At 43.7% G+C, this 15,997-nt stretch carries 20 protein-coding genes; 4 read left to right on the top strand and 16 right to left on the bottom strand.

Going from position 1 to position 15,997, the window contains the following annotated elements:
• Positions 1 to 70: 70 nt before the first annotated feature.
• Entirely contained in the window at positions 71 to 331 is a 261-nt protein-coding gene (locus GFC30_RS08055; RefSeq protein WP_066324112.1) for a hypothetical protein, read from the bottom strand.
• Positions 332 to 445: 114 nt separating this feature from the next.
• Here GFC30_RS08055 and GFC30_RS08050 point away from each other — a divergent pair, with 114 nt between their 5' ends.
• A complete protein-coding gene (locus GFC30_RS08050; protein ID WP_066324106.1) occupies positions 446 to 586 on the top strand; it encodes a small acid-soluble spore protein P in 141 nt (46 codons plus the stop codon).
• Positions 587 to 611: 25 nt separating this feature from the next.
• Here GFC30_RS08050 and GFC30_RS08045 read toward each other — a convergent pair whose 3' ends face one another.
• Positions 612 to 1,259, bottom strand: coding sequence for a cell wall hydrolase (locus GFC30_RS08045; RefSeq protein ID WP_066324104.1), 648 nt, complete (start codon positions 1,257 to 1,259; stop codon positions 612 to 614).
• A gap of 253 nt (positions 1,260 to 1,512) precedes the next feature.
• On the opposite strand from GFC30_RS08045, the gene GFC30_RS08040 reads away from it, so the two are divergent.
• The gene (locus GFC30_RS08040; protein WP_066324100.1) at positions 1,513 to 1,941 is read left to right on the top strand and encodes a DUF2621 domain-containing protein; all 429 of its coding nucleotides are present in this window, start codon (positions 1,513 to 1,515) and stop codon (positions 1,939 to 1,941) included.
• 32 nt (positions 1,942 to 1,973) lie between these two features.
• On the opposite strand, the gene GFC30_RS08035 is transcribed toward GFC30_RS08040, so the two are convergent.
• The 3 genes from GFC30_RS08035 to GFC30_RS08025 form a co-directional block, all read right to left on the bottom strand.
• Positions 1,974 to 2,456 carry a CcdC family protein gene (locus GFC30_RS08035; RefSeq protein WP_066324095.1) on the bottom strand — a complete coding sequence of 161 codons (483 nt, stop codon included), beginning with the start codon at positions 2,454 to 2,456 and terminating at the stop codon, positions 1,974 to 1,976.
• 62 nt (positions 2,457 to 2,518) lie between these two features.
• Positions 2,519 to 2,878, bottom strand: coding sequence for a response regulator (locus GFC30_RS08030; RefSeq protein ID WP_066324093.1), 360 nt, complete (start codon positions 2,876 to 2,878; stop codon positions 2,519 to 2,521).
• A gap of 120 nt (positions 2,879 to 2,998) precedes the next feature.
• Complete coding sequence (locus tag GFC30_RS08025) at positions 2,999 to 3,706, bottom strand: cytochrome c biogenesis CcdA family protein (protein ID WP_066324091.1); 708 nt, start codon at positions 3,704 to 3,706, stop codon at positions 2,999 to 3,001.
• A gap of 195 nt (positions 3,707 to 3,901) precedes the next feature.
• On the opposite strand from GFC30_RS08025, the gene GFC30_RS16485 reads away from it, so the two are divergent.
• Entirely contained in the window at positions 3,902 to 4,078 is a 177-nt protein-coding gene (locus tag GFC30_RS16485) for an aspartyl-phosphate phosphatase Spo0E family protein (protein ID WP_084256235.1), read from the top strand.
• Between the two features lie 18 nt (positions 4,079 to 4,096).
• Here GFC30_RS16485 and GFC30_RS08020 read toward each other — a convergent pair whose 3' ends face one another.
• The 8 genes from GFC30_RS08020 to yneA form a co-directional block, all read right to left on the bottom strand.
• Positions 4,097 to 5,872: an ABC transporter ATP-binding protein gene (locus tag GFC30_RS08020; protein ID WP_066324089.1), complete on the bottom strand. Its 1,776-nt coding sequence runs from the start codon at positions 5,870 to 5,872 to the stop codon at positions 4,097 to 4,099.
• Positions 5,857 to 7,620 carry an ABC transporter transmembrane domain-containing protein gene (locus tag GFC30_RS08015; protein WP_066324087.1) on the bottom strand — a complete coding sequence of 588 codons (1,764 nt, stop codon included), beginning with the start codon at positions 7,618 to 7,620 and terminating at the stop codon, positions 5,857 to 5,859. Before GFC30_RS08015 ends, GFC30_RS08020 begins: the two co-directional genes overlap by 16 nt.
• Before the next feature lie 118 nt (positions 7,621 to 7,738).
• On the bottom strand, positions 7,739 to 7,951 hold the full coding sequence (locus GFC30_RS08010) for a YneF family protein (RefSeq protein WP_066324084.1): 213 nt from the start codon (positions 7,949 to 7,951) through the stop codon (positions 7,739 to 7,741).
• An 86-nt stretch (positions 7,952 to 8,037) separates the two neighbouring features.
• Positions 8,038 to 8,469, bottom strand: a complete 432-nt coding sequence (gene sirA, locus GFC30_RS08005) for a sporulation inhibitor of replication protein SirA (RefSeq protein WP_066324081.1) — start codon at positions 8,467 to 8,469, stop codon at positions 8,038 to 8,040.
• Positions 8,470 to 8,644: 175 nt separating this feature from the next.
• Positions 8,645 to 10,648, bottom strand: coding sequence for a transketolase (tkt, locus tag GFC30_RS08000; RefSeq protein WP_066324078.1), 2,004 nt, complete (start codon positions 10,646 to 10,648; stop codon positions 8,645 to 8,647).
• Between the two features lie 124 nt (positions 10,649 to 10,772).
• A complete protein-coding gene (locus GFC30_RS07995) occupies positions 10,773 to 11,003 on the bottom strand; it encodes a DUF896 domain-containing protein (RefSeq protein ID WP_066324077.1) in 231 nt (76 codons plus the stop codon).
• Between the two features lie 66 nt (positions 11,004 to 11,069).
• Positions 11,070 to 11,714 (bottom strand): YneB family resolvase-like protein, encoded by a 645-nt coding sequence (locus GFC30_RS07990; RefSeq protein WP_066324072.1) that lies wholly within the window; start codon positions 11,712 to 11,714, stop codon positions 11,070 to 11,072.
• Between the two features lie 16 nt (positions 11,715 to 11,730).
• Positions 11,731 to 12,030, bottom strand: coding sequence for a cell division suppressor protein YneA (gene yneA / locus GFC30_RS07985; RefSeq protein WP_066324070.1), 300 nt, complete (start codon positions 12,028 to 12,030; stop codon positions 11,731 to 11,733).
• A 154-nt stretch (positions 12,031 to 12,184) separates the two neighbouring features.
• Between yneA and lexA the strand changes: the two genes are divergently transcribed.
• On the top strand, positions 12,185 to 12,808 hold the full coding sequence (gene lexA / locus GFC30_RS07980) for a transcriptional repressor LexA (RefSeq protein ID WP_066324068.1): 624 nt from the start codon (positions 12,185 to 12,187) through the stop codon (positions 12,806 to 12,808).
• A gap of 36 nt (positions 12,809 to 12,844) precedes the next feature.
• Here lexA and glnA read toward each other — a convergent pair whose 3' ends face one another.
• The 3 genes from glnA to GFC30_RS07965 all read right to left on the bottom strand — a co-directional run bounded on the left by glnA (position 12,845) and on the right by GFC30_RS07965 (position 15,987).
• Positions 12,845 to 14,179 carry a type I glutamate--ammonia ligase gene (gene glnA, locus GFC30_RS07975; protein WP_066324066.1) on the bottom strand — a complete coding sequence of 445 codons (1,335 nt, stop codon included), beginning with the start codon at positions 14,177 to 14,179 and terminating at the stop codon, positions 12,845 to 12,847.
• 59 nt (positions 14,180 to 14,238) lie between these two features.
• Positions 14,239 to 14,640 (bottom strand): MerR family transcriptional regulator, encoded by a 402-nt coding sequence (locus GFC30_RS07970; RefSeq protein ID WP_066324064.1) that lies wholly within the window; start codon positions 14,638 to 14,640, stop codon positions 14,239 to 14,241.
• Positions 14,641 to 14,718: 78 nt separating this feature from the next.
• A complete protein-coding gene (locus tag GFC30_RS07965) occupies positions 14,719 to 15,987 on the bottom strand; it encodes a methionine gamma-lyase family protein (protein WP_066324062.1) in 1,269 nt (422 codons plus the stop codon).
• Between the last annotated feature and the right edge of the window lie 10 nt (positions 15,988 to 15,997).

Below are 15,997 nucleotides of genomic sequence, written 5' to 3'. Positions count from 1 at the left end.
GGAATCGTTTCGTCCTCTAGGATTGTCTTAACCAACCGTATGAAAAGGGAATGCCAGATGACATTCCCTTTCATTTCAACTCATTTACTTCATTGACAATGCCTTGTAAATCTTGGCGAAATTGCTCAAGCCGTATACGTTGCGTTTCGGAAGCGACTTCCATCGCATTATTAATTTGTTCAAACGCTTCGTTTACTTCTTGTTTTAAATGTTTTAGCTGGCTTCCGTAATCCGCTTGATCACGCACTAAATGATCATACCATTCCTTCGCTTCCATCGTTCCTTTTTCTGCCGCTTGAAACGCCTGTTGTTTGTCTTTATGATATGGCACCTTTCTTCCCTCCTTCTGCAATCGTATTCTTATCGTTTCAAATCGTTAGAAATTTATACAGTGAATAAAGAAAAGATGATATTGCCATTCTAACAAGTGAAGGAGGCGGATATGATGACAAACAAAAACACAAGCAAAGACATACGTAAAAACGCGCCAAAAGAAAGTGGACAACCAGAGCCGTTAGATGGATCGAAAAAAGTGAAAAACCATAACCATACACGGCAAAAACATAACTCAAGCCATGATATGTAAAAAAGAGGATGTCGCCATCCTCTTTTTATCTCGTAAACACATGGTGACCGATGCGAATCGTCACAGGTCTTGACAACATCCATTTGTCTTTTGTTACTGCTGGGTTGTAAAAATATAACGAGTGACGTTGATCCGTCGGAAAGAGCGCTAACGCTCGATCAACCGCTGCATAGTCTTGTTTCGTTGGTTGAATGCTTGCTAGTTTTCCTGTTCGTACAGGAACAAAAGCATAGCCTGCTTTCGTTTTTTGGTAAATAACACCTTTAATCGTATTCGGAAAGGCAGGGTTTTTAACACGATTTAATATAACAAGCGCAACTTCTATTTTTCCTGCGAACGGTTCGCTAAACCCCGTTTCCGCTTGAACAATTTGCGCTAAAAGCTTTCGTTCTTCGGCAGTAATGCTTACTTTCAAATTTTTCTTTCCTGCTGTTGTTTTCGCCGTTACGGGTACTTTTAACGTTTCGCCTACAACAAGCCGGTCGTTCGTCCGTTTGTTTAACGTTTTTAAAACGGTGATTGCCGTTTTATATTTTTGGGCGATTTTATAAAAAGAGTCTCCTTGCTGCACCTTGTAATATGTATACGAGGTTGCTGCACTACTCTCATATGTGGTAAACGTTACGACCATACAGCAAACTACTGCGAGTGTTGCAAAAAATTTTTTTACCATCGGTTCCTCCTCATAGCTGCTTTTTGGCTCCCGTTCGCATTTACTAGATTAGCATGTTTTGAGAAGTGAATCACTGGTTTACATTCCCTTTCAAAGAAACAAACCTTGCCCTATCTATTGATATATAAGGCTTCCGCGCTTTTCTTTACAGTTATATTACAGTTTCGTAACAGACGGAAAAAACCGTGATTCTTGCCAAAACTCGCGATTTTCGCGATAATGAGTCATAGAACGGACTCATAGAGGTGGGAAGATGTTAACAGGTTGGTTTCTTTGGTTTATTTTGTTTTGGGTTGTCTTTTTGTTTGTCACGATGTCGATTGGTGGCTTTTTTATGTTCCGAAAGTTTTTAAAACGGCTACCGAAAGCGGATGGAAAATCAGAGCTTGATTGGCAAGAATATTACATTGCACAAACGCGGCATTTATGGGGGGCAGAAGAAAAGGCGCTACTTGAAGAGTTAGTCAAGCCGGTGCCGGAATTGTTCCGCGATGTCGCCCGACAAAAAATCGCCGGTAAAATTGGCGAACTTGCGTTGAACGAACAAGCGACAGCCATTACGAAAGATTTGGTCATCCGTGGGTATATCATCGCAACCCCAAAGCGCGACCATAAGTTTTTAGTCAAAGCATTGAACGAACAACAAATTGATCTGGCGCCATATAGACACTTATTGAGCTAAAACAAAAAAGATGGGAGTCCCCATCTTTTTTGTTATGTTAGCCGAACAGTCGGGTTGTATTTCAATTGTCTTTCTAAGCGTTTATACGAAACGTACATCGCAACGCGCCATGGAACGATCATCGCAAACGCCAATAAATAAAACATTCCACTGAGCTGGTGGTAATCAATTGTTCTCCCTAAATATGATTTTAATGCCAAACGAATGACAATAAGCCCTACTAAAATCCAAACAAATGCTTTAGAGCGCTTTAAATATATATGGTTATCGCGAATTTCAAATTTCGACGTTTTAATGAGAAAGATGGAGAAAAAAGCACCCAGCACAATCGCTTCTAGCAGTTCTGCCTTCGTCACCCGAAACAGCGGATCTAAAAACATTAGTGAACCAGTGCTCATAAAAAGCGGTGGCAAAATAATTTTTTTCGCATTCGTCGGCTTTTTTGCTGCTTTCATACGTACAAATAAAATAAGAAAAGCCATTATTACTGCCATAATCGAACTTACAATTGCCAACGGTAATCATCCTTTGCTGCTAAATTTTGTGGTTTCATTATATATGAACCGTCTTCTATTTTCTACATTAATGCTCGAGAAAGCGCCTCGATCACTCGACTTTCTTCAAACGGTTTGACAATAAAATCAGCGGCACCTGCTTCGATTGCTTCTACGACCATTTTTTGCTGACCCATCGCAGAACACATAATAATTTTCGCATTGGGATCGAGCTTTTTAATCGCCTTCACCGCTTCGATGCCGTTCATCACTGGCATCGTAATATCTAATGTCACGACATCCGGCTGCAACGACCGGTATAGTTCCACCGCCTCTTTCCCATTCTCGCCTTCCCCAACAATTTCATGGTTTGCTTTTTTTAAAATGTTCGATAACGTCATTCGCATAAATTTCGCATCATCGACAATTAACACTTTTGCCATACTCATCCCCCTATTACATCCAATCCGCATAACGGGTTAACAGTCCTAAGCAACAATGTAGCGAATCTAATAGAATTTTTCAACTTAAATATAGTGACAATAAATGATCGATTTTGACAATTAAAATCCGCTGAATCCACCAAAAATGCTTGTTGTATAGACAATGATTTTCGTCATCCAATCAAAGAAAAGGATAACGCCCATCGCAATCATCACATATCCGCCAATTTTTGTGATTTTCACGTGATGACGGCGAATCCATTGCATTTTTCCTAAGAAAAAAGACAAAATGAAAAATGGAACAGCGAATCCGAGAGAATATGCTGCCATATACAACATTCCTGACCCTGGATTTGTCGCAGCTAGCGCAATGACCGATACTAAAATCGGTCCGGTACACGGAGTCCACCCTGCCGCAAACGCCATCCCAATCAAAACAGAACCAACATACCCTGACGGACGGCTACGAAACGACACACGGTGATCTTTCATTAAAAAACTAGGTTTAAATACCCCGACAATGACAAAACCAAAAAAAATGATAAGAATTGCACCGATTTGTCGAATAAAGTTTTGATATTGCTTAAACCATTCGCCGATGAGCGATGTACCAAAACCAATGGAAACAAAAATAAGCGAAAAACCAAGCAAGAAAAAGATCGTATGTAACAAGCTACGCTTTTGCAGCATCGCCTGCTCTGACTGCAACTCACCGACTGATACCCCAGTAATATACGATAAAAACGCGGGATAAAGCGGCAAACAGCATGGCGAAATAAACGATAAAAATCCTGCCCCAAACGCTAAAAATATATTGATGTCCGCCATTCACTCCAACCCCTAATTCCTTTTTCTTTTTATTTTAGCAAAAAAATGAGTTTTCTTGTTATTTTCTGCTTCACAAATGAGAAAAAATTAATTTTTTTCCTTTTGAATTTATTACCAAAATCGTATATAATACGTGGCATAACGTACATCTTTGCCAACTGATACCGACCTCTGTAGAGAAAGGATTTGTTTTCCATGTCAAAACAAGAAATGCTAAAGCTCATTGAAAAAAAGCGAAGCGAATTAATGGAAGTCGTTGCAAAAAGCGGGCTGAACGCAACAATCACCATTCAATTAAGCCAAGAGCTCGATTTGCTATTAAACCAGTATAACGAATATATGAAAAAGGCGAAACGCCTCCTCTCACACTAATAGAAGCGAGGCGCTCCTTTAAATGCAATTTTCCACATCAATTTTTCCGTTTTGCAATATGTACATGCTATAATAAAGCCCTCTTTGCGCTAATAATTGTTGATGGGTTCCTCTTTCGACAATCTCCCCGCGATGAAGTACAAGTATTTGATCGGCATCTTGAATGGTGGACAAGCGGTGGGCGATGGCAATCGTTGTCCTCCCTTTCCGCATGTTGCTCAATGTCTGCTGAATCGCCTCTTCTGTTTCCGTATCAATGTGCGCAGTCGCTTCATCTAACACCAATATTTTCGGATTGCTCGCTAACGTGCGAGCAAAGGCAATCAGTTGACGCTGGCCGCTCGAAAACGCTGCCCCGCGTTCGACGACTAGATGGTCATATTGTTTTGGCAATTTCTCAATAAATTCATGCGCCTGCACAAGGCGTGCAGCTTCTATGATTTGTTCGTCCGTCAACTGCTTATACATGCGAATATTGTCGCGAATCGTTCCGTAAAACAAAAACGGGTCTTGTAACACTAAACCGATGTTTTTCCGTAGTTCTGCGTTGGAATAGTCGCAAATCGAAATTCCATCGATGAGAATGTCGCCGCGGTCAAATTCATAAAACCGCATAAGCAAATTGACAATTGAACTTTTCCCGCTTCCTGTATGTCCAACGAGCGCCACCGTTTCTCCTGGCTGAACGGTAAACGAAATATTTTTTAGCACGTCTTGCTTTCCATCGTACGAGAAACTCACGTTACGAAACTCAATTTTTCCTTTGGAAATCGCTGCGGAAGACGGTTTTGTTTTCGGCGCCAATTCTGTCAGATCAAGAAACGCAAACAGGCGTGAGCCAGTGATAATCGCTTGCTGGTAAAACGAAAGCCGCATCATCATTTGATTAATCGGCTCAAAAAGGCGCTCTAAATAATTGATGAAGGCATAAAGCACACCGACTTTCACCGGGCTTTCTAGCGCGGACAATCCAAAAAAGCTAAGGACAACCATAATGGACACAACATACACAACGTTGATCGCTGGACGCAGCAACAGTCCATCCAACTTAATGTTTTTCACCCCTGCTCGGTAGTGAAGGTCATTAATTTTGGCAAATTCTTTCTGCAACCGTTCTTCTTGCCGAAAAACTTGAATAATTGCCATCCCTTGTAGCGATTCGTTCAGTTTGGCGTTTAGCTCGCTTAGTCGCTCACGCATCTCTTTATAAAATATCGAGCTATAATGGCGATACGTTTGAATGAGCCACCAAATGAACGGCAATAGAAAAAGGCAATAAAGAGCTAGCTTCACATCCAATAAAAACATGGTCACAAAAATGCCGCACACAAATACCCCATTTTGCACAAAGCTTGCAAGCACTTCCACAAACATCTCTTTAATCGCTTCCGTGTCATTTGTGACGCGCGACACGATGCTTCCGCCTGGCGTTTTGTCAAAGTAACGCATACTAAGCCCATGCATTTTCGTAAATACATCGATGCGCAGTTGTTGAATGACGCGTAACGCAATTTCTTGAAATTTGACAAGCTGAAAATACGTGACAACCACTTTTATAATAACTGTTCCGATGTAAATTGTAGCGATGACGATAAGTGGGCGAAGGGCAAGGTGGCGCGGGATTAAATAGTCATCAATAAACACTTTGACGAGATACGGTCCGACAAGTTCAAGAGTCGTCGCCGTGATTAACAAGAAAAAAGCAAGTATAGCCGTACGCTTCTCATTTTTCATATAGGAAAGCAAGCGCCATAATATTTGGCGCTGTTCTTTCGCTGTTAATGGCTGTTCCATTTTCCCCCTCCTTGCTCGACTAGCGATTCTAGCTGCTGGCGTTCGTACATGTCGCGATACCAGCCCTTTTCCTTCATTAACGTTTCATGCGTTCCTGTTTGGATGATTTGCCCATCATCTAATACGATAATCAAATCGGCATGCTCGATGGCGCTTAACCGGTGGGAGGTAATGATTGTCGTTTTTCCTTTTCGTTTTTCTTTTAATGATGTTAAAATTTGTTCTTCCGTCTTCGCATCGACAGCCGAAAGCGAATCATCTAATATTAATACTGCCGGATCTAGCAGAAGCGCACGGGCAATGGAAATGCGCTGCTTTTGTCCGCCCGAAAGCGAAACGCCACGTTCACCAACGATCGTATCATACTGGTCTGCAAACTGAACGATATCGTCATGAATGTGGGCGAGTTTTGCAACATTCATCACTTCATCACCTGATGCATTTGGCATCGCAAAGGCAATATTTTCTTTGACGGTAGCGGAAAATAAAAAATGATCTTGCGGTACGTAACCGATGGCCGCACGCAGCGCGGAAAGCGCATAATCTCTAATTTCATGCTCCCCAAATCGAATGCTGCCGTTGTATTCGCTATACTCCCGCACGAGTAGCTTCAATAACGTCGTCTTTCCAGCCCCCGTCTTTCCGGCAATACCTAGCGTTTCTCCACGTTTTAACGTAAACTGAATATGTTGCAGGGCGAAAGCAGCATCGTTCGGATACGTAAATCGCTCTACCTCGTACGTAATATCGCCACTTGGTGTGGTCTCGATTGCTTGCTCTGATTCTTTCACTCTTGGTTCTTCTAGCAATTGGCGCACACGATCGTACGAAGCACGCCCTCGTTCGACGATATTAAACAGCCAGCCAAACGCAAGCATCGGCCAAATGAGCAACCCTAAATACGTCGTAAACGAGACGAGTTCTCCAATCGTCAGTTCTCCAGTTAACACCATTTTCGCACCAAAGGTGATCGCTAAGAAAAACGACACGCCAACAACGAGAGAAATCGTCGGATCAAAAAGGGCATCTACTTTAGCCACCGCGATATTTTCTTTTACTACTTCCGCCGATTTTTTTCGAAATGATTCCATATCTTCTTTCTCATATCCAAACGCCTTGATTACTTTAATGCCGCTCACGCTTTCTTGCACTTTATCATTTAACGAAGAGAACTCTTCTTGTGCTTTTAAAAACCGTTGATGCAACATCGTTCCGTAACGGCTTGTCGCAAGCGCCATCACCGGCATTGGAAGCAAGCTAATCAACGTCAATTTCCAGCTAATCGTCGTCGCCATCGCCGCTAAGACGAAGCCGCCGAGTGATAGGGAGTCGACAAGCGTTAGCACTCCTGTGCCTGCCGTTTGTTGAATCGCCTGCAAATCATTCGTCGCATGTGCCATTAAATCACCGATTCGTTTTCGTTGGTAAAACGATGAGGGCATTTTCGTAAAATGGGCGTATAGTTCATTGCGAAGTTGCTTGGAAAGCTTTGCTGCAGCACCAAAAATGCAAACACGCCAAAAATAGCGAAACACGTACAGTAATATTGCAACCATGAGCAGCACAAACAGCCATGTCCCGAGAATGCCAACCGTAACATTCCCATTTTTTATACGATCGACCATAAGACCAATGACTTTCGGCGGGACTAACTCTAATAAGGCGACGATCATTAATAAACAGATGCCTGTGATATATGCTTTTTTCTCTTGGCGGAAAAACCAAAACAAATCGAGAAAAACCTTCATTCTCTCTCCCCTTCTGTCGAAACTCCAATATAAGTAACACGTTACCTCATTATAGCAAAAATATACATTTTTTTAAAGAAAAAGCAAAAAGACACTCCGCAGAGTGCCTGTCCATCGTCTATTTCAGCTGATTGTTCATCGCTTTCATCATTTGATTGATTTTCTTCTGGGATGGCGTCATTCCCATTTGCATCATCATCATGCGAATCATTTGTTCGTTAATTGGCGGGTTTTTCTTTAAATAGTTCATCATCGTTTTACGGGCAATGAAAAAGCCTAGCGCTACTCCAGCGACGAGCGCTAGAACGCCAACGAGAATCGTTGTCCACATACTACTTTTCCTCCTTCATGTTGTCTACCTAACAGTGTACTAAACAATGCGCTATTATACAATATTTCCCCGTAAAAATCTTTTATTTACGCAAATTTTCTTTCGTCCGCCACTGGTAGAAGCCATTGATAATGATGAAAATAAAGATCAACCGCGAAAAAAAACGGTGAGATATGGGAAAACGTTTGGAAAATTCGTTCAGTTAACGATGGATAGTCACAAGCCAGTAATAGTCGCCGCTTTTGCACGATAATAAGCGCTTCTTCGCTTTTTTCACGTAGCACAAACATATTTCGCTCTAAGTTTTTTTCAACTGTTCCGACAAAATGCTCTTTCAGCCCGAGCTCTAGCCGTGAAAACGAAAGTTTTTCTGTAATAAACTCAATTTGCTTGCGACAAACGCTTTTTAACGTTGGCTGATACTGATATTCCCGCAACAATTGTACAATTTTCTCCGCTTGATCATAATAGCTATACGCTACGTCGTCATGAAATAAATAAATCCAATAACGTGCCACCGCTCGTCCCCCATTCCCCTTTTTCTCTATTATAGAAAAAGAAGAAAGAAAAAGATGTCTATTGATGAAGAAAAAATTCTCTAGTTTTGTCGAAAAAACGAAACGCGAAGGCGACTGTCCAGTTCTCGAAGCCAACCGATAAGAAAAGCCGCCCCTTTTTAGGGCAGCTTTTCGCTTACTTATTCAGCAACGCTTTCGCTCGTTGGACAACGTTGTCGACCGTAAATCCGTATTCTTCCATAATTTTTTCGCCTGGTGCAGAAGCGCCGAAGCGATCGATTGCTAAAATGTCGCCTTCATCGCCTGTATAGCGCTCCCATCCGAGCGAAGAAGCCATTTCGATCGCTAAACGTTTTTTCACATGTTTCGGCAATACTTGCTCTTTATAGTCTTTTGGCTGCTGTTCGAACCGATCCCACGATGGCATGCTGACAACAGAAACGTGAATGCCCTCGTTTGCTAACGCTTTTTGCGCTTCGACAGCAAGGCTTACTTCTGAACCAGATGCCAAAAGTAATGCTTCCGGGGTACCCTCGGCTTCCGATACAACATACGCCCCCTTTTTCACTCCTTCATATGCGCGCTGGGCTGTTGTGGCAAGCGTTGGCAAATTTTGTCTTGTCAACACAAGTGCCGTCGGACGGTCAGTCGATTCTACCGCTAAGCGCCACGCTGCCGCTGTTTCGTTCCCATCTGCCGGACGAATGACCGATAAGTTCGGCATCGCGCGCAGCGATGGCAATTGCTCAATCGGCTCATGCGTTGGTCCGTCTTCGCCAACCGCGATACTGTCATGCGTTAGTACATACGTTACCGGCAAGCCCATTAACGCTGCTAAACGAATGGCTGGACGCAAATAGTCCGAGAAGACAAAGAACGTACCACCAAATACTTTCACACCACCATGAAGCGCCATGCCGTTCATTGCAGCGCCCATCGCAAACTCACGCACACCAAACCAAATGTTGCGACCTTCGTAGCTTTCTGGCATAAAATTGCCTGCTCCTTTAATGAGCGTTTTGTTAGAGCCGGCAAGGTCAGCAGAACCCCCGATGAAATACGGTACGGCTTTCGCAATTGCATTAAGCACTTCGCCTGAAGAAGCGCGCGTCGCTAAGCTTTTTCCTTCTGGATAAACTGGGATATTGGCTTCCCATCCTTCTGGGAGCTTTCCTTCGATTGCAAGCTCTAGCTGATGAGCAAGCTCGGGATAGGATTGTTTATAAGCTGCAAACAACTCGTTCCATTCTGCTTCTTTTTTCGCGCCAGCTTCTTGCACGACTTCACGGAAGTGGGCATATACTTCTTCCGGTACGTAAAAGTCTTCCTCAAACGTCCATTTGTACGCTTCTTTTGTGCGTTTTAGCTCATCGGCCCCAAGCGGCGCACCGTGAACGTCGGAAGTACCTGCTTTGCTCGGTGAGCCAAAGCCAATCGTCGTTTTTACTTCAATTAACGTCGGGCGATTTAACTCTTTTTGTGCTTCCACAATCGCTGCCGCAATTTCTTCAATATTATTTCCGTCTTCGACGCGCAAATATTGCCAACCGTACGCTTGGAAACGTTGACCGACATTTTCCGAAAACGAAAGATTTAATTCCCCATCAAGGGAAATGTCATTTGAGTCATATAGCACAATTAAGCGGCCGAGCTTTAAATGTCCTGCTAATGAAGCTGCTTCGGAAGCGACCCCTTCCATTAAGTCGCCATCGCCGCAAATGGCATATGTGTAATGGTTCACGATTTCAAAATTCTCTTTGTTGTATGTAGCAGCTAAATGCCGCTCCGCCATCGCCATCCCGACCGCCATCGCGATTCCTTGACCAAGCGGACCTGTCGTCGCTTCTACTCCTGGTGTATGACCGTATTCAGGGTGACCAGGTGTTTTGCTTCCCCACTGGCGGAACTGTTTAATGTCTTCCATGGACACATCATACCCGCTTAAATGAAGCAAGCTGTATAAAAGCATCGAGCCGTGTCCTGCCGACAAAACAAAGCGGTCGCGGTTAAACCATGTTGGATTGCTCGGGTTATGGTTCATAAATTTTGTCCAAAGCGTATACGCCATCGGCGCTGCCCCCATCGGCATTCCTGGATGGCCGGAATTTGCTTTTTCAATGGCATCAATCGACAACGTTCGGATTGTCGTGATCGCCAATTGGTCAATCGTCTGTAACATATGTATCCATCCTTTCGTTTCATCCTATCATCTCTATCATATAGAAAGTAAGGAAAAAAGTACAACTTTTCTTTCAAAAAAAGAAAGCATCCGTTTATTAGAATGCTTTCTTTTGTCACAATTATTAATGTAGCCGATTTTTTTTGCTTTCTTTTAGTTTTTTAGGCGTCACATCGTTCCCATTTGCGTCAATAACCGTTACGGAATGAAGCGTATCGACCATCGCTTGGCGAAAGGCACGAACGTATTGCGTGCGGAGCTCTGTCTGCTCGGCTCGTTCTGCTTCCGTTAACCCTATCGTTTTTGCTTTTTTCGCCAATTCATTGATACGAGCAATTTTTTCTGCTGGTAACATCTTTCCACCTAATTTCTTCTCAAATTTTACGTCTTTATCTTACAAGACAAGCAGGAAATTAGCAACCTACTCTCCTTGACGGACGTATTCTTGGTAGCGGCGATGGACGGTTGCTTTCGATACATCGTATCCGAAACCACGGAGCGTAGCCGCGATTTCTGCAAATGTCAGTCCGTTATGGCGAAGGCGAACGATTTCTTCCACCGGAAGCTCTATTCGCTCTCGTCCGGCATGCTCGCCAACATTTTTCAAATTTCGTTCCGGACGGTAGCCGCGTTCGACCGCTTTTTGCATGCCGCGCTTAATTTTTAAGTTATGTATTTTCCGCTGGTATTCTTCGACAATGCTTAGAATGTTTAATACCATCGAATCGGCTTCTGACAGCTGCATTTCGCCGTTATGGCTGACGGTATATACCTTTGCCCCTTCTTTTTGAATGCAATGCAATAAAGCAATTCGTGCGTTTCCCCGCCCGAGCCGCGTTTCATCTTGAATTAAAACGGCATCAATTTTTTCTTCTTTTAACGCATCCAACAACTCGAGCACCCCTTCGCGCTCGATGTCGTAGCCGCTTGCCTGCTCCATAATCGTCTTCACGACACAAAACCCGTATTGTTGAGCGAGGTGTTCAAGCTCTTCTCGCTGCCGCTCTAGCGAAGTTTCCTGTTCTTCTTTTGTCGTGCTCACGCGGCAATAAATAATTGCATTCATTCCACCATCTCCATCGCTATTTATTAATAGCAAGCATGTTGTCCGCCTCTGATTTTAGCACAGGGATGACGAGCTTTTCACCTACAACGACTTTTTCGTTTGGTAAATGGTTGACATCCATGACCCAATCGATAAATTCGTTTGTCGAAAGATGATGCGAAGTACGGTATTTATTCGCCAAATCCCAAAGCGTGTCGCCAGGTGCTACTGTAATTTGGATATATTTTTCTTTTTCGACCGGGTTGCTTGCATATACAAACCCTGCTAGTAATAAAAGCGATAAACAAGAAAATACAAGGTAATGAACAAGTTTCATCCAATATCCCCCTCAACCAGAATATTTGTTCGTTTTTTTGTTTTTTATTATAACCAGAACATTTGTTTGTGTCAACCAGTTTTTCGAACTTATGTTTGTATTTCTGTGTTTCCCATGCTATAATGAGGAAAACGATGAGTAAGAGGTGTGTAGCATGTCCAAACTTTCCAAACGCCAACAGCAAATTTTGGAGTTTATTAAACGGGAAGTAAAGGCGAAAGGATATCCTCCTTCCGTTCGCGAAATTGGCGAAGCAGTCGGACTTGCTTCTAGTTCCACGGTGCATGGACATTTAGCACGACTAGAAAGCAAAGGATACATTCGTCGCGATCCGACGAAGCCACGGGCAATTGAAATTTTAGATCCAGAGTTCGTTTCTTTCCCTCAACCGAGCCACGTCGTCAATGTTCCAATCATCGGAAAAGTGACCGCAGGACAGCCGATTACGGCGGTGGAAAACATCGAAGACTATTTCCCGCTTCCGGAACGATTTGTTCCGTCCGGTGAACAAGTGTTTATGCTTGAAGTGATGGGGGATAGCATGATGGAGGCAGGCATTTTGGACGGTGACTATGTCATTGTGCGCCAGCAGCAATTTGCCAATAACGGAGATATTGTCGTAGCAATGACAGAAGAAAATGAGGCGACCGTGAAGCGCTTTTTTAAAGAACAAGACCATTTCCGATTGCAGCCGGAAAATCCACATATGGAACCAATTATTGTACAAGATGTTACGATTCTTGGAAAGGTAGTCGGCGTTTATCGGATGATCCATTAAAAAAAGCTATCTCGCTAGCGAGATAGCTTTTTTGCTTTAATATAACGACATATATTGATCGCGTTCCCACTGATGGACAGCGGTACGGAACATATCCCATTCGATTTCTTTTGCTTCGATGAAATGTTCGAATAAGTGTTTCCCTAATGCGTTAACGATGACTTCGTCTGATTTTAAGTTTTCAAGCGCTTCTGCCAATGTCGATGGCAAATCAACGATGCCTTCCTCTAGGCGCTCTTCTTTTGTCATAACGTAAATGTTGCGGTCAACTGGCGCAGGCGGCGTCATTTTATTTTTAATTCCATCCAATCCTGCGGCAAGTAAAACAGCCATTGCTAAATATGGGTTCGCTGCTGGGTCGACACTGCGCACTTCAATTCGCGTACTCATGCCGCGCGATGCTGGGATGCGGATAAGCGGGCTGCGGTTGCGCGCTGACCACGCGACATAACAAGGCGCTTCATACCCAGGGACAAGGCGTTTGTACGAGTTCACGGTCGGGTTCGTTACTGCGGTAAAGTTCGGTGCGTGTTTTAACACACCGGCAATAAACTGACGAGCGACATCACTTAATTGCAAATCACCATTTGGATCGAAAAATGCATTTTCGTTGTTTCTAAACAACGACAAGTTGCAGTGCATTCCTGAACCGTTCACACCGAACAATGGCTTTGGCATGAACGTTGCGTGCAAACCATGCTTACGCGCCACCGTTTTAACGACAAGTTTAAATGTTTGAATGTCGTCACACGCTTTCACCGCGTTTGCATATTTAAAGTCGATTTCGTGCTGACCTGGTGCTACTTCGTGGTGAGATGCTTCGATTTCAAAGCCCATTTCTTCTAGTTCTAGTACGATATCGCGGCGGCAGTTTTCTCCTAAATCGGTCGGCGCTAAGTCGAAATAACCGCCGTTGTCGTTTAACTCAAGCGTCGGATTGCCTTTTTCATCGAGCTTGAATAAGAAAAACTCTGGCTCTGGTCCGAGGTTAAACGCCGTAAACCCAAGCGCTTCCATTTCTTTAAGCATCCGCTTTAAGTTGTAGCGCGGACAGCCTTCAAACGGTGTGCCATCTGGATTGTAAATGTCGCAAATAAAGCGTGCTACTTTCCCTTTTTCTGCTGTCCACGGGAAAATAACGAACGTATCTAAATCTGGATATAAATACATATCCGATTCTTCAATGCGGACAAACCCTTCGATGGAAGAGCCGTCAAACATAATTTTGTTGTCTAACGCTTTTTCAAGTTGGCTAATTGGAATTTCGACGTTTTTAATCGTGCCAAGAATATCCGTAAATTGCAGACGGATGTACTTAACGTTCTCTTCCTTCACAATGCGAACAATATCTTCTCTTGTATACTTCGCCATTTAAAACCCTCCCCGGTTGATCTAAATTTATTTTTATGTGCAAAAACATAAACCACCTATTAATGGAAAAAGCGTGCGATGTCACCTTGACGAAGCGAAGCGCGATTGAAGCGACCTGCTTGTATCAACTCCGCTCGCAACAATTTTCGCAACTCTTCGTCGGAAAGCTGTTGCTTGACAACTTTTTCGACTTTTTCTGTCGGTTCTTGTTGGAACGCTTGACGAGAGGCGAAAATTTGTTTGATTCCGGCCAAGTTGACCCCTTGATCGATTAAGTCTTTAATTTCTAAAAGACGATCGACGTCGTTAAACGAAAAGAGGCGACGATTGCCTTCTGTTCGCGCAGGAGAGACAAGGCCGTGTTCTTCATAGTAGCGGATTTGACGAGCAGACAACTCAGTGAGCTGCATGACAATGCCAATCGGAAACAGCGGCATTGAACGGCGGATGTTGCTACTCATGTCAAATTCCTCCTTATTATTCGAGTACTTTTATTTTATTATTTGTTAGATAATATGTCAATAAAACGTTATAATTCCTCACAAAGAAATCAAATGCTTTTCGATGAGCTTGTCAATGGCGGTGCAGACGGCAATTTTGACGTGCGAATATGTCAGTCCTCCTTGCACGTACGCAACATATGGCGGACGAATCGGACCATCGGCCGTTAGCTCAATACTTGCCCCTTGAACAAATGTGCCTGCTGCCATAATGACGTTATCTTCGTAGCCTGGCATATAGTTCGGGTATGGCGTAAAGTGCGAGTTGACTGGTGACGCAAATTGAATCGCTTGGCAAAATGCAATCATTTGCTCCGGATCATCAAATTGCACCGATTGAATTAAATCTGTGCGAGCATCGTTCCATGTTGGGTACGTATTCATGCCGATGCGCTCGAGCATCGCCGCCGTAAAAACTGCCCCCTTCAACGCTTGTCCGACAATATGGGGCGCGAGGAAAAAGCCTTGGTACATTTCTTGTAAACTATATAACGAGGCGCCTGCCTCCGCCCCGATTCCCGGCGATGTCATCCGATACGCGCACATTTTTATATATTCGCTTTTTCCAACGAGATATCCTCCTGTTTTCGCCAAGCCTCCGCCCGGATTTTTAATGAGCGAACCAGCGATTAAATCGGCACCGACATGGCATGGCTCTTGTTCTTCAACAAATTCGCCGTAACAGTTATCGACAAAGACGACGACGTTTGGTTTGATCGCTTTCACAAAATCGATCATTTCTTTGATTTCAGCAATCGTAAACGATGGGCGTGGGTCGTAACCTTTTGAACGCTGAATGCCGATCATTTTCGTCCGTTCGTTGATCGCTTGTTTGACCGCTACAAAATCAACTTTCCCTTCGCTTGTAAGCGGAACGCTGTTGTAGCCGATATGAAACTCTTTTAACGAACCGATGCCGCTGCCGCGAATGCCGACAATTTCTTCGAGCGTATCGTATGGTTTACCGGTAATGTACAACAGTTCGTCGCCCGGGCGTAAAACGCCAAATAAAGCAATTGTAATCGCATGCGTCCCAGAAATAATTTGCGGGCGAACGAGCGCTGCTTCACCGCCGAATACGTCCGCATATACTTTTTCTAACGTATCCCGGCCGATGTCATCATATCCGTACCCGGTCGACGGGATAAAGTGCGCATCGCTCACTTGATGGCGGCGAAAGCTTTGCAACACGCGGTATTGGTTATAGTCGATCCGTTCCTCGATCTCTTTATGAATCGGCGCAATTTGTGCTTCGATTTCTTTGACGAGCGTGGAAATTTTTTCTCCGTGCTTTAAATGCTGAAACATAAAACAACCC

The sequence above is a fragment of the Anoxybacillus amylolyticus genome, assembly GCF_001634285.1.
Lineage (GTDB): Bacteria > Bacillota > Bacilli > Bacillales > Anoxybacillaceae > Anoxybacteroides > Anoxybacteroides amylolyticum.
Note: the sequence above shows the minus strand (reverse complement) of the source record. Positions and strands in the feature narration are given on the sequence as shown.